This window comes from Bacillus benzoevorans, assembly GCF_014207535.1.
GTDB classification, from domain to species: domain Bacteria; phylum Bacillota; class Bacilli; order Bacillales; family Cytobacillaceae; genus Bacillus_BD; species Bacillus_BD benzoevorans.
Genome location: NZ_JACHGK010000031.1, coordinates 1 through 25,626 on the forward strand (window position 1 = coordinate 1; position 25,626 = coordinate 25,626).

Annotated in this window: 29 protein-coding genes and 1 pseudogene; 4 read left to right on the forward strand and 26 right to left on the reverse strand. The window is 33.9% G+C overall.

The features are described from left to right. Positions 1 to 439, forward strand: a 439-nt coding sequence (locus HNR53_RS22085) for an ATP-binding protein (protein ID WP_184530183.1), incomplete at its 5' end; no start/stop codon positions are given. Between the two features lie 44 nt (positions 440 to 483). On the opposite strand, the pseudogene HNR53_RS22090 reads toward HNR53_RS22085, so the two are convergent. The 14 genes and pseudogenes from HNR53_RS22090 to HNR53_RS22155 form a co-directional block, all read right to left on the reverse strand. Further along, positions 484 to 651: pseudogene (locus tag HNR53_RS22090) on the reverse strand (helix-turn-helix domain-containing protein); the annotation flags it as partial. A gap of 190 nt (positions 652 to 841) precedes the next feature. Next, entirely contained in the window at positions 842 to 1,126 is a 285-nt protein-coding gene (locus HNR53_RS22095) for a hypothetical protein (protein ID WP_184530187.1), read from the reverse strand. Positions 1,127 to 1,189: 63 nt separating this feature from the next. After that, entirely contained in the window at positions 1,190 to 1,381 is a 192-nt protein-coding gene (locus HNR53_RS22100; protein WP_184530189.1) for a hypothetical protein, read from the reverse strand. Positions 1,382 to 1,602: 221 nt separating this feature from the next. Next, complete coding sequence (locus HNR53_RS22105) at positions 1,603 to 1,809, reverse strand: DUF5316 family protein (RefSeq protein ID WP_184530191.1); 207 nt, start codon at positions 1,807 to 1,809, stop codon at positions 1,603 to 1,605. A gap of 149 nt (positions 1,810 to 1,958) precedes the next feature. Then, positions 1,959 to 2,294 (reverse strand): hypothetical protein, encoded by a 336-nt coding sequence (locus HNR53_RS22110; protein ID WP_184530193.1) that lies wholly within the window; start codon positions 2,292 to 2,294, stop codon positions 1,959 to 1,961. 339 nt (positions 2,295 to 2,633) lie between these two features. Further along, complete coding sequence (locus HNR53_RS22115; RefSeq protein WP_184530195.1) at positions 2,634 to 3,494, reverse strand: metallophosphoesterase; 861 nt, start codon at positions 3,492 to 3,494, stop codon at positions 2,634 to 2,636. A 90-nt stretch (positions 3,495 to 3,584) separates the two neighbouring features. Beyond that, complete coding sequence (locus HNR53_RS22120; protein WP_184530197.1) at positions 3,585 to 5,681, reverse strand: M56 family metallopeptidase; 2,097 nt, start codon at positions 5,679 to 5,681, stop codon at positions 3,585 to 3,587. Between the two features lie 6 nt (positions 5,682 to 5,687). Further along, a complete protein-coding gene (locus tag HNR53_RS22125; RefSeq protein ID WP_184530199.1) occupies positions 5,688 to 6,083 on the reverse strand; it encodes a BlaI/MecI/CopY family transcriptional regulator in 396 nt (131 codons plus the stop codon). Positions 6,084 to 6,277: 194 nt separating this feature from the next. Further along, positions 6,278 to 7,024, reverse strand: a complete 747-nt coding sequence (locus HNR53_RS22130; RefSeq protein ID WP_184530201.1) for a DUF4362 domain-containing protein — start codon at positions 7,022 to 7,024, stop codon at positions 6,278 to 6,280. 417 nt (positions 7,025 to 7,441) lie between these two features. Continuing rightward, entirely contained in the window at positions 7,442 to 7,621 is a 180-nt protein-coding gene (locus HNR53_RS22135; RefSeq protein ID WP_184530203.1) for a DUF2187 family protein, read from the reverse strand. 782 nt (positions 7,622 to 8,403) lie between these two features. After that, positions 8,404 to 8,532, reverse strand: coding sequence for a YcxB family protein (locus tag HNR53_RS23750; RefSeq protein WP_184530230.1), 129 nt, complete (start codon positions 8,530 to 8,532; stop codon positions 8,404 to 8,406). Between the two features lie 505 nt (positions 8,533 to 9,037). Next, positions 9,038 to 9,691: a hypothetical protein gene (locus HNR53_RS22145; RefSeq protein ID WP_184530205.1), complete on the reverse strand. Its 654-nt coding sequence runs from the start codon at positions 9,689 to 9,691 to the stop codon at positions 9,038 to 9,040. A gap of 237 nt (positions 9,692 to 9,928) precedes the next feature. Continuing rightward, on the reverse strand, positions 9,929 to 11,200 hold the full coding sequence (locus HNR53_RS22150; RefSeq protein ID WP_184530207.1) for a hypothetical protein: 1,272 nt from the start codon (positions 11,198 to 11,200) through the stop codon (positions 9,929 to 9,931). 119 nt (positions 11,201 to 11,319) lie between these two features. Further along, positions 11,320 to 11,838, reverse strand: coding sequence for a hypothetical protein (locus HNR53_RS22155; RefSeq protein ID WP_377802173.1), 519 nt, complete (start codon positions 11,836 to 11,838; stop codon positions 11,320 to 11,322). A gap of 561 nt (positions 11,839 to 12,399) precedes the next feature. On the opposite strand from HNR53_RS22155, the gene HNR53_RS22160 reads away from it, so the two are divergent. From HNR53_RS22160 to HNR53_RS22170, 3 genes are read left to right on the forward strand one after another with little or no spacing between them, the layout of a single operon-like run. Then, positions 12,400 to 13,239, forward strand: a complete 840-nt coding sequence (locus HNR53_RS22160) for a S8 family peptidase (RefSeq protein ID WP_246439762.1) — start codon at positions 12,400 to 12,402, stop codon at positions 13,237 to 13,239. Between the two features lie 22 nt (positions 13,240 to 13,261). Then, positions 13,262 to 14,041, forward strand: a complete 780-nt coding sequence (locus HNR53_RS22165) for an SAR2788 family putative toxin (RefSeq protein ID WP_184530211.1) — start codon at positions 13,262 to 13,264, stop codon at positions 14,039 to 14,041. Positions 14,042 to 14,054: 13 nt separating this feature from the next. Continuing rightward, complete coding sequence (locus HNR53_RS22170; protein ID WP_184530213.1) at positions 14,055 to 14,576, forward strand: hypothetical protein; 522 nt, start codon at positions 14,055 to 14,057, stop codon at positions 14,574 to 14,576. Positions 14,577 to 14,713: 137 nt separating this feature from the next. Here HNR53_RS22170 and HNR53_RS22175 read toward each other — a convergent pair whose 3' ends face one another. The 12 genes from HNR53_RS22175 to HNR53_RS22225 form a co-directional block, all read right to left on the reverse strand. Next, positions 14,714 to 15,199: a hypothetical protein gene (locus HNR53_RS22175; RefSeq protein ID WP_184530215.1), complete on the reverse strand. Its 486-nt coding sequence runs from the start codon at positions 15,197 to 15,199 to the stop codon at positions 14,714 to 14,716. Between the two features lie 217 nt (positions 15,200 to 15,416). Next, positions 15,417 to 16,472 carry a hypothetical protein gene (locus HNR53_RS22180; RefSeq protein WP_184530217.1) on the reverse strand — a complete coding sequence of 352 codons (1,056 nt, stop codon included), beginning with the start codon at positions 16,470 to 16,472 and terminating at the stop codon, positions 15,417 to 15,419. Positions 16,473 to 16,729: 257 nt separating this feature from the next. Then, a complete protein-coding gene (locus HNR53_RS22185) occupies positions 16,730 to 17,296 on the reverse strand; it encodes a hypothetical protein (RefSeq protein ID WP_184530219.1) in 567 nt (188 codons plus the stop codon). A 131-nt stretch (positions 17,297 to 17,427) separates the two neighbouring features. Beyond that, positions 17,428 to 17,556, reverse strand: coding sequence for a hypothetical protein (locus HNR53_RS23555; protein ID WP_281391898.1), 129 nt, complete (start codon positions 17,554 to 17,556; stop codon positions 17,428 to 17,430). Then, a complete protein-coding gene (gene istB, locus HNR53_RS22190) occupies positions 17,553 to 18,302 on the reverse strand; it encodes an IS21-like element helper ATPase IstB (protein WP_184530221.1) in 750 nt (249 codons plus the stop codon). The genes HNR53_RS23555 and istB overlap by 4 nt, the downstream gene beginning before the upstream one ends. After that, positions 18,292 to 19,854 (reverse strand): IS21 family transposase, encoded by a 1,563-nt coding sequence (gene istA / locus HNR53_RS22195; protein WP_184530223.1) that lies wholly within the window; start codon positions 19,852 to 19,854, stop codon positions 18,292 to 18,294. The genes istB and istA overlap by 11 nt, the downstream gene beginning before the upstream one ends. A gap of 107 nt (positions 19,855 to 19,961) precedes the next feature. Next, a complete protein-coding gene (locus HNR53_RS22200) occupies positions 19,962 to 20,108 on the reverse strand; it encodes a hypothetical protein (RefSeq protein WP_184530225.1) in 147 nt (48 codons plus the stop codon). A 104-nt stretch (positions 20,109 to 20,212) separates the two neighbouring features. Then, positions 20,213 to 20,401: a hypothetical protein gene (locus HNR53_RS22205; protein ID WP_184530227.1), complete on the reverse strand. Its 189-nt coding sequence runs from the start codon at positions 20,399 to 20,401 to the stop codon at positions 20,213 to 20,215. A gap of 264 nt (positions 20,402 to 20,665) precedes the next feature. Then, the gene (locus tag HNR53_RS22210; protein WP_246439764.1) at positions 20,666 to 21,697 is read right to left on the reverse strand and encodes a DUF1835 domain-containing protein; all 1,032 of its coding nucleotides are present in this window, start codon (positions 21,695 to 21,697) and stop codon (positions 20,666 to 20,668) included. A 29-nt stretch (positions 21,698 to 21,726) separates the two neighbouring features. Continuing rightward, entirely contained in the window at positions 21,727 to 22,269 is a 543-nt protein-coding gene (locus HNR53_RS22215; RefSeq protein ID WP_246439766.1) for a hypothetical protein, read from the reverse strand. A gap of 2,317 nt (positions 22,270 to 24,586) precedes the next feature. Next, the gene (locus HNR53_RS23115; RefSeq protein ID WP_221452443.1) at positions 24,587 to 24,883 is read right to left on the reverse strand and encodes a hypothetical protein; all 297 of its coding nucleotides are present in this window, start codon (positions 24,881 to 24,883) and stop codon (positions 24,587 to 24,589) included. Positions 24,884 to 25,052: 169 nt separating this feature from the next. Beyond that, on the reverse strand, positions 25,053 to 25,349 hold the full coding sequence (locus tag HNR53_RS22225; protein ID WP_184530228.1) for a hypothetical protein: 297 nt from the start codon (positions 25,347 to 25,349) through the stop codon (positions 25,053 to 25,055). Positions 25,350 to 25,626: the final 277 nt, after the last annotated feature.

Consider the following 25,626-nt stretch of genomic DNA (forward strand, 5'->3'; position numbering starts at 1 on the left):
AGGGGTTGGGAAAACCCATATTGCCATAGGGCTTGGCCTGGAAGCCATTCAAAACGGGTACAAGGCCATCTTTTCAACGATGGGGGAACTCATTCATGTTCTCAAAACACAAGAGTACCTATCGAAATCCAAGACTCAGCTCAAAAGAATCATGGAGTCGGATCTGGTAATCATTGATGATTTGATGTATATGGCAATGGATCAACGGGAAGCCAACCTGTTCTTCCACTTAATCAATGGCCTTTATGAACGAAGTTCTATCATTTTAACGTCCAATAAAGGGCCGGATCAATGGGGAGAGCTAATGGGAGATCAAGGCATTACAACAGCCATATTAGACCGTCTACTCCATAGGGTCGAAGTCATTCACCTGAATGAAGATAGTTATAGATTAAAACACAGAAGCACTATTTTCGGAGACAAAAGTGTTCAAACTTAATTAGCAAAAAGTGTTCAAAACTACTTGACGGTTACACCTGTTTGTACAGGGTCATCAGATTGTTGGATTTCCATTCTCTTACGTTCATACTCTTTTATATATTTTCTAACTGTTTTGCGGTCAACTCCTGTTTCCCTTGCAATCTCTCTTTGTGATTTTCCCTCCCTTAAATGCATTAGTAAGACATTCTGTTTCTTGCTCAATTCTATCATCGCTCCAGTCTCCCCACGCTGAAATATAGGTATTTCCTCATGGGTTATTATAAGCTAGGTGGGGGACTTTTCAATGACTGCGGTGGTCCACTTTTAGATTACTATATACAGTTTTCATTATCAGCACTCCTTTAACAAGGATGAATAATCAAAATGGAGAAACACAATATTTAACATTTAAGTGGGATAACTATTTTTGAGTAATCATTGAAATAATTGTCTGGATAAATTGATACAAAATTATTGAAATGAGACCAACTATGGTGATGATTGTAAGGAGTTTGAAAGGCTTTTGATACCATTTCGGAAGTTGCTCTATTTTTTTAGGGGATTGGAAACCATTTATTATGTCACCGTGCTTTATCACATCGTTAAAAGATGTCCTATCTGGAGCCAATGGGTTTGCTGAATGATGGGATTCTATGGTTTGATGAACATCCTTTTCTTCTGAATTTTGTTTCGAAGGGTTTTTCATCAAGAGTTCCTCCTCAAAATTAAAACTTTGGTAAAGAAAAACCATTAGTTTAATTGAATCACACTAACTTTGATGTTTATCATTTTCCTTCTCAATCAATCTCTTTAATAATTCAATTATTTCATTATTTTGTTCAACCTGTTTCTGATTCGTTCTTTTTATGGCAACCATCCACCAAATAATAGCGATTATTACTATGAAATATAAAAACGGAATGATTGAAGTGAGCAGGGTTATTAGCAAGTTTGTCTCCACATTTTTCAATCCCCTTTCAAAAAAAGATAAAATATTTCTAATTTACTACCATAATATCCAATTTTCCTATTAAGTTTTATTCCATTAAGTCGCCTCAAAAAGATGGCACAACTCTTGGCGATGTTTCCAATAGTTGAATAATTAACTTTGTGCCTCACCTTTACTTATCTATTGTAAATACGATTAGCCCATATACAAAAATCACCCTTTCGTTAAAGAAGTTAAAAGAAATAAATAATTGCACTAATCCCCAATGAGATTACTCCTATCAAACCAGAATACATTGAAATCTTAGTTCTAAAACCTCTGTGTTCTTTTGTCTCAGAATGATAATTTGCTCTTTGCTGTTGTCCATTAGTCCAAGCACCTATAAAAATTCCCGATATAATAATTCCTATAACACCAATAATGAAGAAGAAATTGAACATTTTAATTCCCCCTTTCCTAAATTACAATTAAATCGATAGAGTCGTTCCATTTTGTTTAATAATTTAGAAATCCATATTCAACAAACCTGCAATTTAGCAAGGAAAGCGTTTTCATTTATTTTCGGAGACATCCTCCAGTGGAATAATTTCTACAAAGTGTTCAAATAATTATCATTGAATGTTTTTATCATATTTTTTCGCTTAATTAGTAGAATGGTGATTAATAGCACTTCACTTACGAGCATCGAACCTAAACCTAAAAATATTCCAATAATGAATATAAATTCGTTAGTACCCCATGAGAAGTAAGCCCAACCTATTGTGGCGATAATATCGACTGCTATGACAATTGTTCCTGCGATAAATAATTGAGGAAAAAATAAGCCTGTTTTTCTTATCATATAGGAGCCGTATCTATAACCAATAAACAAGCCTATAACTAAAATAATAATATATATAGTAAATGCTATATCTATTTCACCCATATAACCGCCTCCTTAATATTAATATATCATAGTCTTGCTACGAAACTGCCTCTGAATAAAGAAAAGGCGACTTCTTTGTTCAAAAACTAACGCCCATTATGGAAGAACAAGTTGTTCCTCAAAATCGTATTAATAACCTTTTTTAGCTTCAGAGGTACATATAGAAAAAAACACCCCTTTGGATCAACTTAATCTAAAGGGGTAGACATCCGACATTATTTTCTTTTCAACGACTCAGCATTCTGGCTTTCAAATTTCCATTTATTTAAATCCCTTGTAAAGTTGGACACAATTTTGAAGCAATCGCTCCCTATACATGAATACGAGTTACTTTCCTATTTACTTTTTCAGAGTAATTGTCATTATTTCTGGTCGGTTATTTATTCTAAGTGGGATTGGATTATTTCCTAAACCTCTACTTAAAACCATGACTGAATTTTCTTTATGAAACAAACCACCATCATATTCTGGGAATAGTCCCTCTGTTGAAAAAATACCACCAATAATAGGTAAATGCATCATTCCCCCGTGAGTATCACCAGAAAAGACTATATCTGCTCCCCAATCGGCATATTCACTAAAATAAAAAGGTCTGTGTGAGAGTAAAATATTTACTTCAGCTTCATTCGGTTTGCCTAATCGTTCTTCAATTTGAATATCTCCTGACAAATGTTCTTTCAACCCATACAGATTAATTTTTGAATCCTGCCGTGTAATTGTTGTTTGCTCATCATTTAGAACGGTAACACCAAGAATGCTTAATTTCCTCTCGTATGCTTCCTTCGTTCCTTCTTTTTGATACTTATTTCTATCTTCATAATACAAGCCTTCTTCATGTTCTCCTGTAGCATAGTAAATCGGATAATTGTCATTTAAATTTGTAATTAAATTTATTAGAATTTCTCCATTATTCGCTATATCATGAGAGTTATTTAACATATCACCAGTTATCACAATTATATCTGGCTTAATTTTATTGATTTTATTAACTAACCTTTTGTTTTCCTCACCAAATTCTTTATTGTGCAAATCGGATAACTGTACGATTTTAAAGCCATCGAATTCCTTTGGTAAATCCTCTAATCGAACAGATTCATTTGAGACCGAAATCCAATTAAGTTGTAAAAAGTAATACACTATTAAACAGATTAAAATTGAAAAGGTGATTATGAGTATTTTTCCGCTTTTTTTAATCATCATTTTCCTCCTGAAAGACCACTATCCTGCATCAACTATAAAAAAGGGCATTACCATTGTTCCCAGTAATGCACTTTTAAAATAAATAACTACCTATTCATTATTACTTTGCTCAAATGAGCTTAAAAACTCTTTCATAAGGCTTAAATCGATTTCCCCCTGTGTACTTATTTCAAAATATAGGTTCTGTTGTTCTCCCCGATATACATCTTCCTGATAAATGGTTTCATATTTTCCCCATTCTATACCATTCACAACAAAAGATTCTTTCAAGACAGGTTCTTTCCACTCTTTATTTATTTCTTTTTTAATCGTATTATTATTTTCTCTCATAAATACGTAATCCCTAATAAATGCTGAGCCTTTGGGAACCTCATTCTTCGGATATTGCTTCACTGATAATATCCCTGCATCTACTTCTGATACAGTGTACCCAAGCGATGCAGTAGAACTATGATTCGGGTCATAACTAATATAAGTTAGTTCTAATCGGGCTTGGTTTTTAAACTCATATAATACCGAACTATCATTTCTTACATTCTGTACGGCAATTTGAACTTCTTCAGGGTCATTTTTTGTACTGTAAATTTTACTTTTATCACGTTGAATAACAGGACTTTCCCTTTCAAATTGTACATACACATCTCTGTTTGACCATTGCTTTGCAACGATTACCTCTTTCGGGTCTTTATCAACTACTGAATATATAGGGCCAGGTGGAACTTCATTTGAGTCTCCATCCTTAATAATTTCCCAAGTTCCTATACGTTTCACTTCTCCAATCTGTGAACCAACTTTTGATTGGTCAACTTGTTCCCCCAATTTATAATAATATCCATCATAAACAATGTAAGAAAAATTCTTTACAGCTTTATAACTATCCCCATAATCCATAGCAGTCTCTTCCGATTGATTATTATTTATTGTTTGAACAGTTTTGTTATCTTGTTCTTGGTTCTTTGTTTCATCCGTTTTTTCAAGAGTTTTATTACCTTTTTCCCTGCCGTCATTTTTAATCGATTCATTTTCAAGCACTTTTTCTTTCTGTTTTTCATTTGACCCACCCGCATTGGCATTCAGTAAAGATACTGATGCAATAGCAACCACTGCAATGATACCGAGTGCAGACCAGCGATACGATTTCTTTTTAAAATTTTTAACCATAAAAATTCTCCTCTTTAATATTCTTTTATTTCTACTTAAATTGGCTAAACTCGGCACTGGATAATAATTTGCATAGTGTTCTAAAAGATTGATAATGGTATATCCATATTGTATTTTTTCCTCTTCCTCCATAAAGGTGAGAGCGTACGCATCACATGCAAGCTCCTGATCCTCTCGCATACGAACATAGGCATACCAAATGATCGGGTTAAACCAGTTTATAATTAGTAAACAATGTATAAGCCAATTCATACCAACGTCTTTTCGTTTAATATGAGCTAATTCATGATAGAAAATATGTCGTAGTTGCTGTTCGTTGAGGAGTTTGATTTGATCACTCGTTAGTAAAACTCTTGGTCGAAAGAATCCAAGAACTGTAGGGCTTGGAATTCTTCCAGCTAAAAGCAGAGGAATATTCCGCTGAATAGACATCGATTCCTTGCATTTCTCAAAAATTCGGACAGTTCTTTCGTCTGTTATAACAGGTTGTTGTTTTATATAGTTCTGTAATCGTCTATTCGAAAGATACGTTATGAAGCCTAATCCTATAACACCTGTCAACCAAAGGGTTAGAGCAATGGAATACACAGAAAGTGGTTCTGATTCATCCTTTGGTTTTTCATCATGAATCATCATCTTATTCTTACTTTCCTCAATCATTTGTGGTGCATTGAAAGTAGAGGGTTCCTCCTCTGTGATTCCCTTTGTGCCAGATAAAATGTTTGTTGTTTCCTGCAAGCGTTCGTTTTCTGATGAGCTGATGGGTTGGCTTTGAACAGAAGTAATAGATTCGTAACCGTTTAATAGGATTGAATAGATACTAAACGAGCTGTCAGGAGACCAGGGAAGCATAAGTCTTACAATTAAAATCATCCATAAAAGATAGTGCCATCTTGGAGTTAGCTTATTTCTCAGCAATATTTTGACAATAAGGATAAGTCCCACTAATATGCTTGCCATCATTGTTGTTTCTATTACCCAGTCAAAAAGGCGAGACAGGTAGGTGTTGAAAACAATATCTATCATATTTACTTATCCTTTCCTCTGATTCTCTTCATCTTTCTCATCGAGAATACGTTTAAGTTCGCTAATGTCCTCCGAAGATAACTTTTCTTCCTTCAAAAAATTCACAAGCAATGGTTTAAAGGCCGCACCGTAGAAACGTTTTAGAAAGGATTTTGTTTCTACTTGCAAATAGCCTTCTTGCGAGACCAGAGGATAATACGAATATAAACGCCCTTTATCCTGATGATAAGATACTGCTTCTTTTTGGACTAATCTGTTAATAAGGGTTCGAATCGTTTTTGGTTTCCAGTCCGATGTTGACTCTAACCTTTCAATGATTTCATTTGCTGTTAGAGGTGATTCTGCCCAAAGGACTTTCATCACTTCTAATTCAGCTTCAGATATTTTAGGTAATTCTTTCATATGTCAGAGAATGCTCCTCTCAATATTACATTTGTGATCTACAACTAAATATTACAACTGTAATCACCAACAGTCAACCACATTCTGGAATAAAATAAAAAGAGCAATCCTTCCACTCTTGAAGGATCACCCACTTTTATTAGGATAATAGTTTTTATCTCCTGCACTTTCCTTATTCACTTATCTAACTTCTGCTAAAACGATTGTAACATTTCATTAAGTTGTGTTGTGGACTGTTCAGATAAGAGATAAATCGTATGGGTATCTTCGGCCTTCATAATTGTTCCTACTGTCCCATCAGAACTTGTAATCCAAAGATAATAAATGTCCTTCCCTAAAACTATCTTAAATTGTGGGTCTGCCATATTAACAATACCTGGTTGTTTCTCTGCACCTTTGACTGCCTCTTCAATAGTTCTAATTGCCTCTTTCCCCTTGAAAATGACCTTTTCTGAACCATTCTTCATGTGATAAATGATGATCTCTTCCAGAACATTCTCTTCAACTTCCTTTACTCCTACACGAATAAGAAAGTGGTCTTGATTTTTTGAACAACCACTAATCAAGTATTCAACTTCACCTTGTACATTTTCTTTTTCAACGATTTTTGTACAAATGTCCGTTTTTATGCCCTTATCATTTCCAGCATATTCATCGTTTAAGTTATCGTAACGATATTGAATGGCCTTTCCATCAAACTGTAAATCTTGATATATTGGGTCTCCTTCGTGTGTATAGCCAGTAACTCGTATCTTGTCCTCTTTATTTTTAGATAGGTTATTCAAGAACTGTTCAAACCTCTCTAAATTGACAACTTCACTCTGATAAACAACGTCACCTCTTTTTACAGCTTCCTCCGATCCATATGTCTCATTTTCAGAACAACCAGTTAAACTGATAATAAATAAACATGAGGTGACAAGAATTAAAAATTTATCCACATTATCCCACCTCCATTATCCATGTACAGACTCCTAATAAAAATGATATTATTTCAACCTCTAAAAGTGTACTAATTCGACAAACCCCTTCTTCAATCTCTTCTTCTCTTAAATTCTTATACCCCAGTGCCACTTTATTAACATGTTGTACCTTTACATCATTCTCATGGATTCTTTCTATTAACTTCATTAGCAAAACTATAAAAGGAAATAAATCCAAAATGCATCTATCTTCAGTAACAAAACGGGAATCCCTACACCCATTTATTAACAATTATGAGTAATATGTTGAAGTTAGCGGTCATGGTCTCATATGAGGAGGATTCTGAGGAATTGTATGGAGCCTAACAAGTAATGCCCAAACCGTCTGGAAGAACAGTTTGAAGGCATTACCTTTATATGCGAACGGGAATATTATTATATTCTCACAATCTTGTAATTTTTATGGTTCACAACGGTTTTTTGAAAAGGAAAAGAAGCGTTCTTTTGTTCATCCCGAACCAGTTCCACAAGTACCGAATTCTCGTATACCTTCTCGACCACTCCTTTTAATCCCTCTTTAAATTCAACGACATTCCCTTCTCTTGCTTTCACCATAGTTTAAATATAATACCTTACAATTCGCTGTATTATCCTCAGATAATCTGATTATTTATTTCTTTCTTATCTTGGCTATGTTAATCAATATTGTTGATATTTCTTTAAAATGAGTAACTTCTTTGAATTAGAAGTTACTCCCTCCCAATTAAATTAATCTTAAACTTTATTTTTATATTTATTTGCTAACATCATAACGAGGAACTGAGGAATCAAATTCAAAAAACTAACGAATATTAATAATTGATTCGGAGTAAGTGGCTTAAAATAGACTCCCCATCGTTCGTTTCCCGCCATCTCACTGATGAAATAAAATGAAACTATTCCAGATACTATATTGCCAATAATAAAAGGGATGAGGTTACCAAAGAATTTTCCAAAGAACGCAAGGAGCGAGGTCGCTACAATCATTATTAAATAACCAAACATTGAACGATTAGCAAAGTCTTGATACATCGACAAATAGACAAATGGAAAACAGTATAAACAAACTATTAAAATGCTAATTCCCATTCTCCCCATATTTCACCTCTTTTTATAATTTTAAGTACAACATATATAAAACTTATAAAGAAAAAAGTTTTTTCATCGTCTCCTCCACCATATTATTCAAATTTTACCATAAAAATCCAGAGTCTTATTCAATTAACCTGCCCCGTTTCTTGACAAAGTGAAAAGCATTTCAATCCCTCTTACATTCGAGTTCTCCTAATTTATCTTCTGAAGCTGGTCTTTCAAAGTCAGGTTTATTCCCTGGCAAACATTCATCGTAAATATTCATTTTATATCTTTGATTTAAGAAATGTTTTTATTTTCTCAACATCATCTAACGCTCTTTTTGGAAGAATGTATGCACTGACTGAACTGTTGTAAAGATAGATGTTATGTTTGTCCTCACTTAAAGTTTTAATACCCGACCAAGTTACTTATGTTTCGCCATTAGAATTCGAATCGATTATCCCCTCTTCTGACAAAATCATTTGATGTTCTCCTAATAAGCCATCGTTCTTTCCCTCTTTGATCATTCTCTTAGTATTTCGGATCATGTAAGAATAGAAATATTTAGGATAGAAAATAATCCAAAGGATACTTACAACTAAAAAAGGGATGAATACCCCAAGAAAATGTATGCCTCCGACTTTTGAAAGTACAAATGATAAAATGATAAAGATGATAGGTGTCAAAAATCTTTTAAATTCAATGCTCTTCTGACTGCCGTTGAATTTTTTGCGTGAAACATATTAAAGTTTAAATAATCTTCTTCTGATAAATTATAATTTATCTCCATTCATAATCTCCTTTTTATTTTCCATATAAGGAAAATTTAGTAAAGCATTTACTTCTAATCGTTTTCGTTTGTTGTTAGAACATCTTTAATATGAGAAACGACTTCATTTAAGTTAGGAAAAACTCCTACTATAAGGTGCGTGTATTCTCCCCATCAATTAACTTAAAATGAATATTGTTCGATGTTCCTCCGTCAATATGTTTAGGAACATCTGATAAATCGAGTAATTCCTTCAAATGGATAGATTTTTTATGATTTGCCTCTATCGTAATACTGTATGGGCCAGCTAAATTCATTAGCGACTCCATACGTATCCCATCTTCCATGAAAAAGGAATCCAGAAATTCTAATTCAAATGATACGTCTTTACCGCTTCGATTTTGTAACACAAAATTACATTCCCCATTCAATAAATCTTCACTTACATTCTCAAAATTGCAATTGCCCTTACCATCATATGAAATAGCTTTAATGCCACTCGCCAACGTTTCTTGGTACATTGCGATTAAAAGATTGGGCAAAATTGCATAGACGATTACAGCTATTATAATTGTCCGAAAGCGATATTTCTTCATGCCATAGAAAGATAAAATCATGGCGATGATAAATAAAATAGACCCAATTATACCAAGGGGAATAAATCCTTCTTGATTGCGAATTGGAAACGACATGAATGTGGAACGTGGTTCTAACATTACGTTATTAGGAAATGGAAAATATAAATACATACATATACCTAAAATAACAACTGAACTAATGAGTGCCACTTTACTTCTTACCATCCTATTCCTCCTCCCTTTACTGCCTGTTTATCTATTCTTCAACATTCTCCCTGTTATTAAAAAGCGACTGTACTTTCCACTGCAATCATTCCGTTAATTTATCTTTGTCCCAACCTCTGAAAAACAAGTCCATTCTTCATGGTTGAGATAACTTCCATCGGCATCTCTGTTTAAAGGATTATATTTTGTTACTCTCCAAGAATACATCGTTCAATTTCCCCTTCATGGCCCCAAAAACTACAAGTCATCTAATAAAATTACTTCACCACTTCCTGCATTCACCCCATATTGACAATCTAATTTCCCACATAAGACATATTGTTTTTGTTTTAAGTCATAAACATAATAAGGTTTTAACTCAAACAACCCCTTCAGTTTTTCATACGCATCCTCTTTCGTGATGGTTACTGGATCAGATGTTTGAAATTCATCAAAAGTTTCCAACATCGGTCTACTATCCATGTAATTTACAACTTGAAAACTCTTTGAATCAATAAAGACTTTTATTTTCCGTTGAAATACACGACATTCCTGAATATTCGCTTTCAATGTAGCGTGAATATACCCTCTATCACGATAAAAGTGTTTTAGTACCCAATTTCCTGATTCATTTGGATACTCCTGCCGTAAAAGGTTCTTGACAGCCATCATGCATTTCTCTTGTTCTACCTTCGTAATTGGGAATGAATCAGGAGAAGGCTCACATGAAAATGCTTGTTCCGCTGTAAGATCTTCAATCCAATTGATCTCTTTCCGTTCAAACGGTTTATTCATTGGCTCGTCCCAATAAATAATTTTATCTATCTTCAAATATGGGCTTGCATCCGCAAAGACTTCAAATGGAATTGTTGACTTTCCATCATTCGTACTAAAAATCTCTTCAACCGCATAAACAGGAACTATTTTTTTCTGTTCATGCAAAGGAAATTCAACGAGGCTTAATTGCTCTGTTTTTAGATGTTCTAACCTATCAAGGGAAAGAGAATATTTATCCTCCCTAATCAATTCTTTAGAAGGAAATTGACCATGTATGGAAAAAAAGGTGAGTCTTCCTTCTTCGTCAAATTTAATTTCAATATAACCAGCAGGATAAACGGCAACACCATCAATACATTCTTTAAAAAGAAGTTCCCCCTCTTCTTCTTTATGTATTTGAAACTGCCTTCCATACGTTAATCCTGTTTCACTCTCAACCCATTTGATGATGTCTTCCGTATTACGATTGGCAAACATAATCCCATTTTCTGCACAGGACTTACCCATTACAAAAATAGCACTCTTAAATTTACGATTGTTCACGTTTATCTCAATACTTGCTGTACCTTCAGGATTTGAATCATCATCCTCATGTTCAGTTTCATAATTAGGAAACCACTCCATGGATAATGTATAAACCGTCTCATTGAGGATATTTATGCTCCGATAAAACTGATGTCTTTTTAAATAATAGTTATTCAATCCAAATTTAGCTTTTGTAAAATCAACTAATTCTTGTATTCTTGAATCCACTTGTTTCTCACCTCGGTTTATTTATAGTGACTCTATTTCACGTTAACTTAAAGACAACATTTCCAAAAATTCCTTCATCCTATTACTCTCATACCTACTTCGATTGCATTAATTGAAGTTCATGAAATAATATAGATTATGGAAATTATAAACACGATCAAGGCAAACACGATTCCGAAAACACCGCCAATAAGGTTTGATTCCTTCGTATAACCTTTCAAATCCAATTCAGAGGTAGAAGGATCAATCCTTTTAAAGCGAATAATCAAACTAACATTAATAAGAACTAAAAGAAAAAAGACCATGACTAACAGAAATATCAAATCTATTTCAAAGATTTGATAAGGTAAATCACGATAAATGTATGACTGCAAAAACATAAAACCACTTAACACCAGTCGACAAACATTCCCTGTCTTCTGTTCCTTACACCATTCAACTCCCATTTTTTGTTTTTCATAGATTGCTACTTTTTCAAAAATCGGAATAAAGGATTTCGTAGAATCTCCCTTTATAAAGCCAAAAATACTTTGAAAGAGGATTAACCCCCCAAGGACAAAGAAGAAGTGGGCAACTTTAATCGTAAAAACTGAAGAAGGACAAAGGTTAGTTCCACCTCTGCCATCTTTTTGACCCACTCCGGACAAGATATTGATCCACCTATGACAAAAGTGATCCACTGCCATATAGAGAAAGTGATGCAATCCGTTTCATTTGAGTATAGGGTGGCAGATTGAGCCAGTAAGTCCGGAGAGGAGCCACTAGTAGATTAATAAACAGCCATTGAAACCAAAAACATTCCAATGGCTATTTAGCTTATTTAAAGCTTTTACCTTCTAGTTGTTTATCAATAATCTCAAGAGCCCATCGAACGAGTTCATCGTGGTCTAATTCTTCTTCATCTGTCCAAATACATGGAGGTAGGAGTTTTGCTTTATAGAATTGGATATGGGGATGTGTCTTAAGAATAAATTTGATAGTTTTGTATTCGGAAAGTCACTTCACAAATATTGGGGTATTTGCTATTATTTAACAATGTAATACTGGCCAGATTATTACATTTTTATTATTTTTTCGACAAAAAAGGTGGTGTTACCATAAAAAGAACATTCATCTTTTTGTTTTTATCAATTGTTATAATAGGCTGTATCTTTGTTTCTTCTTCCTTTATTTTTAAAGATAAGCTTCAACAGAAGAATTTGAATTTAGATCAATTGACTCCATGGGGAGTACATAAAATTAATGCTTCTGTGTTATGGACAGAATTAAACAAAGAAAAAATTAAAATAGCCATATTGGATAGTGGCATTGATAAGAATCATAAAGACTTAAAAGGTGTAATTCAAGGTGAATTTAATGCTATTAATCTTAATGAACCAATTATTGACGAGTTAGGTCATGGAACTGCTGTTGCAGGAGTTATTGCTGCTCAGAATAATAATATTGGATTAATTGGTGTTTCACCTGATGTTTATTTGTATTCAGTAAAAGTACTTGACAGGGATGGGAATGGTTCCGTAGAAGATTTTGTTAAAGGGATTGAGTGGTCTATTAACAATGATGTAAATATTATTAACTTAAGTTTCGGGATATCTAAAGATAATTTTCTATTAGAGGCTGCCATTAATAAAGCTATTAGTAAGGGGATCATTGTTGTTGCTTCATCTGGGAATACGTATGGTGGTGAAGTTGAATATCCTGCAGCATATCCTAAAGTTATTTCAGTTACAGCTACTGAAAAAGATAATGATAATGCTTCTTTTACCTCAAAGGGCAAGATAGATTTTTCTGCTCCAGGAGTAGATATACCCATTCTTGCACCTAACGATAAATATAGCATTAATAGTGGTACATCTTTAGCAACGCCTTACATTACTGGTATTGTTTCTCTAATTTTACGGGATAAGGAAAAGTTTAATATCAGTTCAAATGAGGATATTCATTCACAAGTGTATGATATTTTACAGTCTTGGTCTAAGGATCTTGGAAAAAAGGGTAAAGATGAAATTTATGGTGAAGGATTAGTAATTATTAAATAAAGAGTCCAAGGAGATTAATAATATGAAAATTTCTATAAGTAAATTTGTTGTATTTTTATTGAGTATTACTTTGATTATCAGTTGCTTTCAAGGTGTAGCAATGGCAAAATCACAAAGTGGAGAAGAATTCGAAGTCTTAGTCAATAATGAAAAAAAGATTACAATTAAAACAGAACGTGATGGAGTCATTGGTTTTTTAACATTTAATAAAGAAACTAGTGAAATTTCTTTAAAAACAAATGAAAAATCTAAAAAAACAGGTAAAAATCAAAAGGATTATAAAATTGAAGTTGAAACAGCAACTGAAGATAAAATTGAAGCTAATTTCATAGATATTGAAACTGGTGAAGAATATAATGTTAATTCAGATAATTTACAAGCATCATTTGCGTTCTTAATTCCATTAGGTGTAATTATTGGTGAAGCTTTGTTAGCACATTTAATTGCTATTGGTCTTGCTGTTACAATTGCTGGAATTACTTATACTGCCGTTAAAGAAGTATCTTCAAAACTAAAGAAGGACAAACATAAACATTATATGGCTATGATCACAAGAGGGGATTTATATATAGGAAATGCATTAAGTAGATCACAAGCTGTATCTAGAATAAAATCTACAGATACAAAAAATAATAATGTGTGGTCAGTATCTTATACGGATGCAGCTTCTTTAGCAAGAGAAGCAGGGGGTAACAGAACTCCTGTTGGACCAGAAAGAGATTGGGGTAAAACATCTGCAGAAGGATACTATCAACATTTCCATTTATATAATCGTACTGGAGGCCATTCATTTTATTATTAAGGGATGAGTTTTAATGACAAAGGATATTAATGAACTTTATGCTAGATTCTTGCAAAAAACCATACCAAATAATTTTATATTGTCAGATGCTGAAGTAATTCTAAAAAATGAATATTCTGCTGTAGAGGTAAACATTAAAGATATTGCTTTTCTACTAGACCCGGCAGAAATACATTTATTTAATAAATGTTATAAAATTAATAATGATGAAGTCATCAGCAGGATATTAACTAATGAAGAAAAAGACGATATTAATAATTTGAAAGAGTTAAATAAAGAATTCGCGAATAATTTTCATAATTCAACACCAAGTGAGCAGGAGTATACTCGAATTCAAGAAGGCGATTATTTCTTTATTTTATTAAGTGTTAATGAAGGGCATTATATTGACAATGGTAGGTTAATTGGACATTGTCAAAAATTATATGAAACGCTAACTTTATTTATAGGTATGGAAAAGAAAGATTGCGACATAAATAACCCTCTGTTTCATGAATATTTAGAAGCATTATCTAATTTAGGTTACCTAGATTAAAATATCGTTAAGCGAAGGATTGCAACTAATCCGATGGATGAAAGATGTACTGTTACTGTCTTATATACCAAAAATAGATAAGTGGAGACAAACATCTGTAAAGGACTGCCACATAATTGGCAGTCCTTTTGACTAGTCTATTTTTTATCTGTTTTTTCAAATATTCCTAAGTTAATGTAAATATCATCGGAATCCTGTATTTTTTTTAGTTTATTCTTTGAAATATGCCAGGAATTATTATGTGGCTGATTGCCTTGTACTTGCTTATAGCTTTTTTTAGCTCGAAGATAAGCTATTATAAGAAGTAAACTGATTAGTAAGAATATCAATAGGCTAAATCTTGTCATTTCTATTCTTGTAAAGATTGTTTCAAATGTCCATATTTTATAAATAAAGCTTGCAATTATTAAATTGATGTATGTGGCTATTGAAAATAAAGTAAGAGTTTCTTTTCTTTTATCACGAGCAACAGCGAATAATCCTAGTGCTAGCATCTCGAAAATAAATGAAATTAATGGGCTAGGAATAAACCAATCCATGAAGGTTGTAAATGCTAAACTGACTCCCGTTATCAACAGGAACGTTAATATCCCATAATGTATTTTTGATTTCATATCATTCATAGCGATTGAAACTCCTTTCGTATTTTTTAGCTGCATGCTACAACTGCTAACGATTTAAATCAAGTTTAGAAAATACAGTTTGGAAATGTAAAACGCGTTTTGAAAATATGCAGGTTTAGTTTATTAATTTAACGGTGACGTCTACCTTTGCTAACATTCTCCTTTTATTTTTGTTCATTCGTTCACAAGGTGAGAAGGTGGCGTCATGGTTCATCTCTCATTTGGTACACAGCTGCTTGAATTCTTCTGTATCCAGTAGCAAGTGATCCACTATTTGTAATTCATCTAGTTTCAAATTAGCTTTATTTTCGATTTGCAGGGTGACCACTACTACCTTCCTCCTTTCCCATTGTCTGCTGGAAAGTGATTCGTTATAAATGATGACGTCATTATATTTATTTAGGTCTGCATCTGTTAAATCCACAAAATACATTTCTTCCCCTTGATGCTCTATGATAATGGGGAAGGATTGACGTCTGTTCTCTTCGATATCCGTTGTTTTAATTTTAAAACCGTAATATGCACATAGCCTCTGAATCCATTGTTCCTCTGTTGAAAATGCCTTGCGTTTTTCAAAATTGATTTTGAATGGTTCGATCACGAGTTTCCCTATTGTCAGCAATCGTTTTTGTTGTGGGAGGTGCCTCTTTTCTTCATTGTCATTTTCGAACCCATATTCAATAAACAGATTGTAACTATCCATTCCTTTCGCTAAAACAATCCAATTTTCAATTTGTGTGTGTTTCCGTATTTCTGACTGTATTCGGCCAACAACATTTTCCGTTATTCTTGTCTCCAGGGCATATAATCCGTATCTTTCTCCGTTTGGAGAGAACAGCATGCCTTGTATATTGTTTCGATAATCTAGTCCATAGGCAGATTTTGTTTGCCGGCTATCCCATACTTGCCAGCCCAAACTTTCATATTCCAACAATACTTCATTTGCTAGCAGCAAGTTTGGAATCTGATAATCACTTAGATAGATGTTCTTCCATTGACCCTCAACACTCACTCCATGCCTTATCAGGCATTCCTTTCCCGTTTCGGAAATCTGATGATATGCAAAGCCTTTTCTTCCCTTCCGGCTTTTGCTTAAAATGGATGAGCGAATATACCCCTCCTTTCTCAGTTGAGAGAGCAGCACATTTACATAGTTCCCTTTCTTTTCAAAATGGCGGTGCTGAATCATTTCCGTTGTTAGTGCTCGAAAGGTACACAAGTCCTCTAGAATTGCCAACTCCTTATCAGTCAGGTGTTTGTCATAAGCAAACATTTTTCTCACCTACCCCTCAGTTAGTGCCAAATCTGTTTAGTGTTACGGTCACTGAACAGGCTTATTCAGCACCTAACACTAAACTCCGATTTTTAGCCCCTTTTTAATAAGTTGAAAAATTGTTACTAAAACGTTGGTATATCAACATTTTTGGAAATGCTACACCTTAAAATTAGGCTTAAAATTAGACTTAAAATTTCAATTTTCTAATCGAACAATGTTAAGTTGAATTTTAAGGTCAATTTTAAGTTGATTGACTAGAAAAAATCACTTCCTTTCATTAATTTCGCGTAATCTATTTCCTTCTTCTTCTGTAATTCTTCTTCAACTTCTTGAATAGATCTAATTTGTTTTTTGCTGATAAAGGTATCAGTTAATTCATAAAAATGCTGATTGGCAAACTCAGTAAAATATGAGAATGGTACAAGGTACACTTCAAGCCAATCCTTAAAATCTGGCTGACCCACATAAAAGAGCGAGAGATTTTTATAATTATCATCCGGAATGACTCTCGTTTTTCTGATAGTATCTACAATTGGCTTATATATAAAATTGTCTAAATCATGGGTTCGATTATCACTGAAATAGTGAATAATCATCATGACTGCGCGTTCAAAGACTGGAAAATTCACATTATTGAAGTTGAATTGTTTGTTAGTTTCCTTTGCTAAATACTCCAATAGCGACATTCCATTCTCCAATGTAGCTTGTCTTGCCTTCCAGTAATTTTTCCTTCTTAAAAGCACATGCAGGTTATTCTCATATAAAAAATGATAGTAAGGTATATCTTGACCGTTCACTTTAAAGCTATTTTGAAAATTCATGTCAACCTCCTAACTTTGTAAACATGTTTAATCCCTTAATTTTCTTAATGATTCACGAGATTAGAACTTAATTTGTTTACACTATCTATTTTTTAATAAAGTAAAAGAGATGAAATGTTTACGAATTTTGCTTAAACCATCAACAAACCCTTATTATTAAAGGCTTGCAGTTTCTCTTCCACTTCCCGCATTACTTCATCAGGTAGATACATGTGAAAGAAATACTTCGCTATACGGAGTTCAACCTCTTCAGGAATCATTTGGATACCGCCAATCCGTGACGTTCTCTCATGGAGACTTCACCATCAATAAGTATGTTGTAAGAATCGTGCACAATTCTGTCTAGGATTGCGTCTGCCAATGTACCTTCGCCAATTTTGTCATGCCATCCTCTGGGATCGAATTGAGAACAAAATATTGTGGAACCATACTGATGGCGTGCTTCTATGATTTCAAGAAGATCTCTTGCTTCGGTCTCCTTTAATGAAGTTAATAGCCACTCATCTAAGATGAGTAAGTTTATATTCTTGTATTTTTTCATAACCTTTCTGTATGTTCCTTCTCCTCTTGCGATTGCTAATTCATCCAATAGGTCAGGTAATCGAATATATTTTACTTTGTAAAATTGACGGCATGCGGCGATGCCAAATGCACAGGCTAAATACGTCTTCCCATTTCCCGAAGCACCCATTAATATAATGTTGTGATGCTCTTCAATATAATTACCAGTTGCTAATCGTAAGATTTGCGCTTTATCTAGCTTTCTATCTGGATGATATTCAATATCCTCGATACACGCCTGTGTATCGCGTAATTCAGCTGCTTTAATCAGGCGATCAAGTTTATTGTTTTGTCTTCTGGACCATTCGATATCAACGAGTAACCCAAATCGTTCTTCGAAAGACAGTTCTCGATAATCTGGATTTCTCAACTGCTCTCTAAATGTTTCTGCCATCGCAGACATTCTCATTTCATTTAATTTTGTTAAGGTATTATCAATTGTCATTTTTATTCCCCCCGTAATAATCAGCGCCACGAGTAAATCCGTAAGCGTTATCATTTTTTTGTGTGCTACATTGCTTGTTTGTATCTTCTAATAGTAATTTATCGTGTCCTGTTTTTAGGATGGTCTGTATACTTTTAAGTTTTGGTCTTGGCGTATAAGACAAGACTCTTTCACACGCCTTCTCTATGCGTTCGATAGAATATTTATCTGCTAGTTTCATCAATGCATAGGTGGATTTTAGCCCCTGCTTTTCAGTCGGGTAAGATTCAAGGATTCTTTCAATGGTTAATAAGGTGGAAGGACCGGTTGTGGCACCCCACTCTAATATAAATTCCTTATCAAAGGATGCATATTTTCTATGATCCCTAGGCATATGATCAGGAATAGTACTGATATCCCCACCTGACTTATTTGATCTTTTGTGAGAAGCAATCCGGATATTCTTATAAAATACTTCAATTATATTCCTCGTTACTCGAACGTCTACTCCACATTTGATATAATCGTAGGGAACAGAGTAATAGTTATTATCAACTTTTATATGATAGTCAGGCTGGACAACGGTCTTTGCCCAGCTCGCAATCTCATATGGTGAATGAGGCAGGGGAATCAATGCAAATTTTTCTTCTTCCAAAAATGCTTCCTGCCTATTTCCTTTTCTCTTCTGGAAAGGTTTAGTATTCACCACATCTAACTTTTCTTTAATCGCTTTGTTAAGTTCAGGCAAAGAAAAGAATTTTTCATTGCGAAGAGAAGCGATAATCCAAGTTGATATATGACCAACATTCCCTTCTACACTCGGTTTGTCTTTTGGATGACGTACACGTGCTGGGATAATAGTAGTCTGGTAATACTCTGCCATTTCCTGATAGCTCTGATTAAGAATTGGGTCGGTTCGTGAAGACTTGATCACCCCGGTCTTTAAGTTATCGGGAATAATAATCCTCGTCACTCCTCCATAAAACTCAAATGCATGGATATGAGCTGTAATCCAACTCTCTACATCCATGGATAAAAACCCTTCTACATACGCATACTGGCTACATGGCAACGCAGAAACAAAAATATAAACAGGAATCTCTTCTCCTGTTAGATTGTTTGTGAGATACATAGTTTGACCTGCCCAGTCTACTTCCATTTGTTCCCCAGGCTTCCTTTTAAGGCGCATTGTTGCTTTGGTTCTCCTGGCATACTCGTTGTAAAATCTACAAAACTGACGATAACTGTACGGAATTTCATCGTTTGCCCTGCACTGTAAAGAGTATTCGTCCCATAAAAGAGAGAGTGTTACCCCGGATTTAGCCAATTCCTTGTGAATATACTCGCCATCAGGCTTTCGACGATGGTCCGAAAGTATCTTTTTCTCAGGGAATAAAATTATTTGTAGATCAAGATCTGTAATATCCATTTCGATTGGCCATTGAATATTCTTCTCTTCTGCTCGCCGAATTACTTCTCTAATCGTATTCCTAGAATGACCACAGCTTGAAGCTATCCCCCTTTGTGTGACTTCCTGTGCATGAAGCCTTAAGATTTCTCGATACTTAATCACAAAAAAACCCTCCTATATAATAAATTTGCACGTATGTGCTCCTTCATTATATAGGAGGGTGTGGATCAGTCATGTCTTTCATGGGTCAGATCTATGTCCGAGGTGGATCAAAAAGATGGCACAGTTGGTTCAATCGGATGGCTGTAATCAAAAACATTAGTAACAATGAAAAGGATTAGTATAAATGTTAAAATAAGCCCATTTATTACAACAACTTGCTTTAATCTCATATTATTTAATTCTTTCGATTCCATATACATCCCCTCAATAACTGAGTTTGCTCCTTAAATAATAGGATTCAGTATTGGAACAAAACAATAATAAAGAAAGGCATTACCCCTTGATAACGCCTTCATTTTTAGAGAAATTCCAAACTTAATCCCAAATAAATAATAACTGATACAACTACAAAACTTGAAAAGAACATAATCTTTTTAAATTTAGACCAGTTCTTCATCCATCCCCATCTTTTCTTATCAACATCAAACCAAAAATAATCCATAATAACAGCCAGAACAATGATTAGCAACACAATGATAGGACTCATTATGATTAAGCCTCCATTCATTTTTAGTCACGTCGCCATAATTTCTTTGAAAACCTATTGAATAACATTCAAAAAGTAGTTATTGAAATATTAAATAAATAACAATTGCTCCAACTACAATAATCCTACCTATCGTTGGACTTCCATAAAAGGTTCTATTCCATCCATCATCTGTTTCAATTTTACTACTTCTACGTTTATCTATACTATGTCTCAACCATAACATCCGATTAGATTGCTAATCGTTGCACCTTTATTACGGTTTCATTCACTTAAAGTTTCAACATTATTTTTTACTCTCACACTATAAGATCTCATGTCTTTCGGAATTCCCTTTATTTCAAACACTCCGTTATACACCAATTCCCTTATTCTGTATTCTAAAAACGCATCGAAAACACTACCTTTCAATAGACCAAGAACTTCGCCAATAATTTTGGCGGCCAAGATAAAGTCTTTATGACCTTGTTCCGCATGTAGTTTTTGGATGGCAGTAATAATAAATGAGTCAAAGTGACTCTCATTTACAAATGTAATTTGTTTGTTTTGCCAAATCCGTAAAACCTCTTTTGATTCTGTTAGTAAAATCCATTCTCTTTGATAGCGATCTCTTTCCTCGACAGACAAGAGTTTTGCTACATTTTTCTTATACATCTCTTTTAGTTGTTCAGGATAGATCGTACCTGTATGATGAAAATATTGATCATCATGTACTACAAATAATTCCTGATAAGCAAGTGATGTATTTATTAGAAGAACATCATTGGGTTTTTCCTTTAACAAATACATAAAATATCGCATTCCCGTTTGTTCTTCTGCATTGTCAGCAGTCCAAATAACAATTGGGACATCCCCTGGGATTGCATCAATCTCTTCAAGTGTTTTCGTAATTTTCCTTTCATACTCTTCTTCCAAATAATCCATTTCCATGTTGATATGATCCTTTAACCATTCATATCGGTGTTTGCGACCTACATCCTTATGAAGCTCCCAAATAGACCCGATAGAAAAGAACTCAGGAATTCCAATCACCTTATTCCCACGCCCTAAACCGTAACGTAAAGTACCCGCAGTGGATTCTCCACATGCGATATGAACCGTATTAAATGCTATTTCCATTTTGCTTTGTGAAACTCCAAGAGCTTCATCGTATAAAGAATATAATTCTCCCAGCAGTTCCTCTTGTAAATCCTTCGATTCCCGCATGTTTTTTATTTTAATCATCATATTTATTAATAGATTCCTTGCCTCACTGCCAGATAGTTTTTCAATCGATTGATATAGTTTTTCAATCATGAGCGATTCACCCCATCATTTTTTCGTCTTCAATAAATGAAAATTAAAAGGATACCCATGGCTATAACAATCGCAACCCATATATATAATTGATTTTCTTCATGCTTACCCGTTAAATCAACATCTTCAATTGGTTGCTGTCCCTCTCCCAGTATTGTCAAATCCTCTTGTAAAACACTCAATTCATTGGTTCGATCACAAATAGTTGTCACAAGTGACTTTGCTCCGTACATCGTTGATTCGTAAGCATAAACTAAATACTCCTGTCCTTCGTTAAAATGAAATCCACAACTTCCACCACCTTGACCAGTAATAATGATAATTTGCGACTGCTTTACACCCTTCCAAGTGTTTGTTACTTCAAAAAGGACTGATTTAGTTAGCTCCCCTTTGAGGCTACGCTTTTCCCTTACATCAACAACCTTGCCACTAAATACTGCTTGCGAACGTTCAAATTCTTCCTCTACACCTGGTAATTCTGCACATGAACAAGCATTTGTAATAGAAGGGAATGATCCTATTAGTAAAATACTCATAAAAATAATGGGGAGGATTGGCATTGTCCTTTTCAACTTATCACCTCTTTGCAAGAATCAGACAGAAACTGATTAAGTAGGCAAAACATGTCACGCCAAATAAAGCAAATATGCTGGGAGTCATGGCTACATACAAACTAATTGGAAATGACCATATGAAGGCAATTAACATTAATGATTTTTTAGTCATTATAGAAGAAATGATGGCTAAACAAGCAGGAAGACACAACATGATAAACAGATTCAATTTGGGTTCAATATCAGTTGCATTCGAATAGGGATTGAAGAAGCTAAAGATAACCCATAGACAAATTGATAACGCCCCTGAAATTACTCCTAATATAGCTGACACTTTTGGCAATCCTCACACCCCTCTAATCTTCATTATTGAGTTTTATGGAGCAAAAGGTACAAAGTATCTAAACATAAAAGCAGTAAACGCAAAAACCGAAATCGTACATATGCAAGCTAAATGCAACAGGATATACAGGATTTTACTTTTTCCTTTAATGAAAAATGAATAGATAAAGCCAAATAAAGGGTTCAATACTAAAAAGGGTAAAGAAACTGCAATCGTTGCTTTACCAATCATATGTACAATCCTTGAATCGAATCCTGACAACCTCAATACACATAAGAGTAAAACAGTAACTACAATCGTTGCGATTAGAGAAATTAATGCAACCTTATACGGTTTTCTGAAAAAACTCTTCATACAATTTTCCTTATTCCTTTCTTCATTAATATTTACCTATTAACATAGTTCCTTTAAATGGAATTAGTTATCTTCATTAATTACTGTAACACGATTCACTATGTAATTGCTGAATTTTACAAAAAGTCAGAGGGTCTGTGATCCTTTTATATATTAAGTGAATAGAAAATATTGAATAAATATGAATTTTACCTATGGATTTCATTTTTGACCTTAAAAATTTGAGGACATTTGATATTTATACTTCCCTCAATCATTATTGGACAACATCCTATATAAAAAAGACTAAAAGTGTCTAAAAAATAACAGAGTTCCCTCCCCCCCACAATCCCTTCCTCCGCTTAACTTAACGCCCCCCTTCAACCTTATTCCTACTCTGCCTTAAAGAATAATAACGTTCCCGCTTTTTTCCCGCCTTTTCATCATTTGTGTAACGATTTTTCAATGAATCCGACATAATAATAACAGAGTAGATTTAAGGGTTAAGGAATGGCTATTCCCGCTTTTTATCCCATGTTTGCTCCTGTTTTTTCTCCTTCCCTTTCAGCTTCAAGCCCTTGTTATCTCTTGCTTCCTCCCGCTTTTCTTCATGCTTTTTCTCATGCTTTCCTCGCCTTTTTCTCCCTTTCTTTTTCGGACAAAAAAAGACCGAAGGTCTGCTGATGGGGTTCAGGAAACCTTCGGTTTGGGAATGCTCCTTTTATTTAAGGAACGGTATTATTGTGTAAGGAATGGTAATTTAATTCTTAGACAACCGTTTACCGTTTATGTTTGACAGGAACATCTGGCCCGATTGCGGAACAAAAAAATCCTGTTTAAACAGGATTTTTAATCAAACTTTATTACAAATTATCAATCTTTATTTTAAATAATCGAACTTTGTTTTAAATGATCAATCTTTTTTATAAAGCTACAACAACTGTCCCCATAAAAAAATTACATTCCACCGCCCCTTCCCCTCTTTACACCACTCTATCCCTTGCCACTCTAGGGCTCACGCCCTCTTCTGTTACCTATCCATTTTTCATTATAAAAAAATTAAATTCCTGCCTTTTTGCCCATTTTCGCTCGTTTATGTAACGATTTTTCACTGATTTTGATAAAAAAATTTCGTTCCGGAGTAGAATGGAACTGAATGAAAAATGGAGGATGATTGGATCTAAATAGTGGAGAAAAACACTGGAAAAGACACCGATTCTATTCTGTGAGAAACCCAACTGAAAAAGAACCGAAGGTGCCTAAACCCTTATGGAACAAGGATTAAAGGAGGATTGGATGAACCAAACTGATTGGATGGGGATTAAATATTGATTGGAAAACGGGATTGGATTACGATTGAATGGCTGCCGAATTTGCACATAAAAAAACCGAAGGTCTGCCGGAAAAGTACCGGAAAAACCTTCGGATTTGGAACATTATTTTTTTCTCTGGAACCTTATTTTTATCTAAGGAACGTTAATTTTATTTAGAGACAACAACTGTGCAGAGATAATAAAGTTGTTTAATTTTATACCTAGAAATGCAGCAACTACCTACTGATTGATTTGGTAGGTGGATTTAAAATCGTTAAAAAATTATTTATATGCTTTATTTTTTATTGGTCAAGCGGATAATAAAGTTGTTTAATTTTTTATTAACTTATTCATGTTGCAGATAAAACATCTCTATTTCATCCATTATTAAATCTGCAGGATTTTCGCCACGTTCTTTAATATATAGCATTTCAATAAGCTTATCTTTAGTTAAGAAAAGAATCACAGTGCCATTGTCAGAATAAATAATATTTCGTTTGATATGAGTCGCATTATTCGGAACTTTAGTAGAACATATAATAGCTAATTTCCCCATAGGGGCTGTAAGGTAATTTTTTGTTTGCAATACTTCTTCTTTTCCAATTTCACTTGAGTGATAATTTTTAAATTCAAATAAAATCATTCTTGCATTTAGTTCTCTTTTAATTTGAGCCCACGTACTATCTCCTTGATCTTCTCTATTAGTAAATACAGCATCTCTTCTATCAATCCATGAATATGTTCTAGGCTGTATATAAGGTACTCTTAATGGAGGAACAAATAAATATGATAATATCTCAATACAAATATTTTCAAATGTACTCCAATGACTTCTCCCTGGTGGGCAAGCATACTTTCATATTTATAGCTTCAATATTAAAACTCATCTTTTTTAATAAATCTACTATCAATTGTTCAAACATCACAGGGTTAATTTTTTCAAAATCGAGGAATTGGATATTCTTCAAATATGCTGCCAATGTGTCTAAAGTTTTATTTTCATCTCTAGATAAATCGAAACTTATAAATTTATTTAATACAGGTATTTTTTTATTACCAAGATTAACTGTTACAAAGTTAACACCACGATAATTGAATCCATTTATCATTTCTATTAAATTCTATTTATATATATAATAATCTTCATACTCTAGCCTAGGTATAAGTAAAACTACATAGTCATTTGGATTAGTATAATAATTTATATCTTTGAACAAATCACTATTCTTCAATACAACTTGTAATCCCTCTATTTCTAATCTATATTGTATTTTCTCAGCTGTGTTATAAGTGGATAGGCTACACTTAACTGGACAGAAAAATTAAGGTGCAAGTAGACTAAGAGCCAAGTTTGGATATAATGCTAAACAGGCATAAAGGATCGAA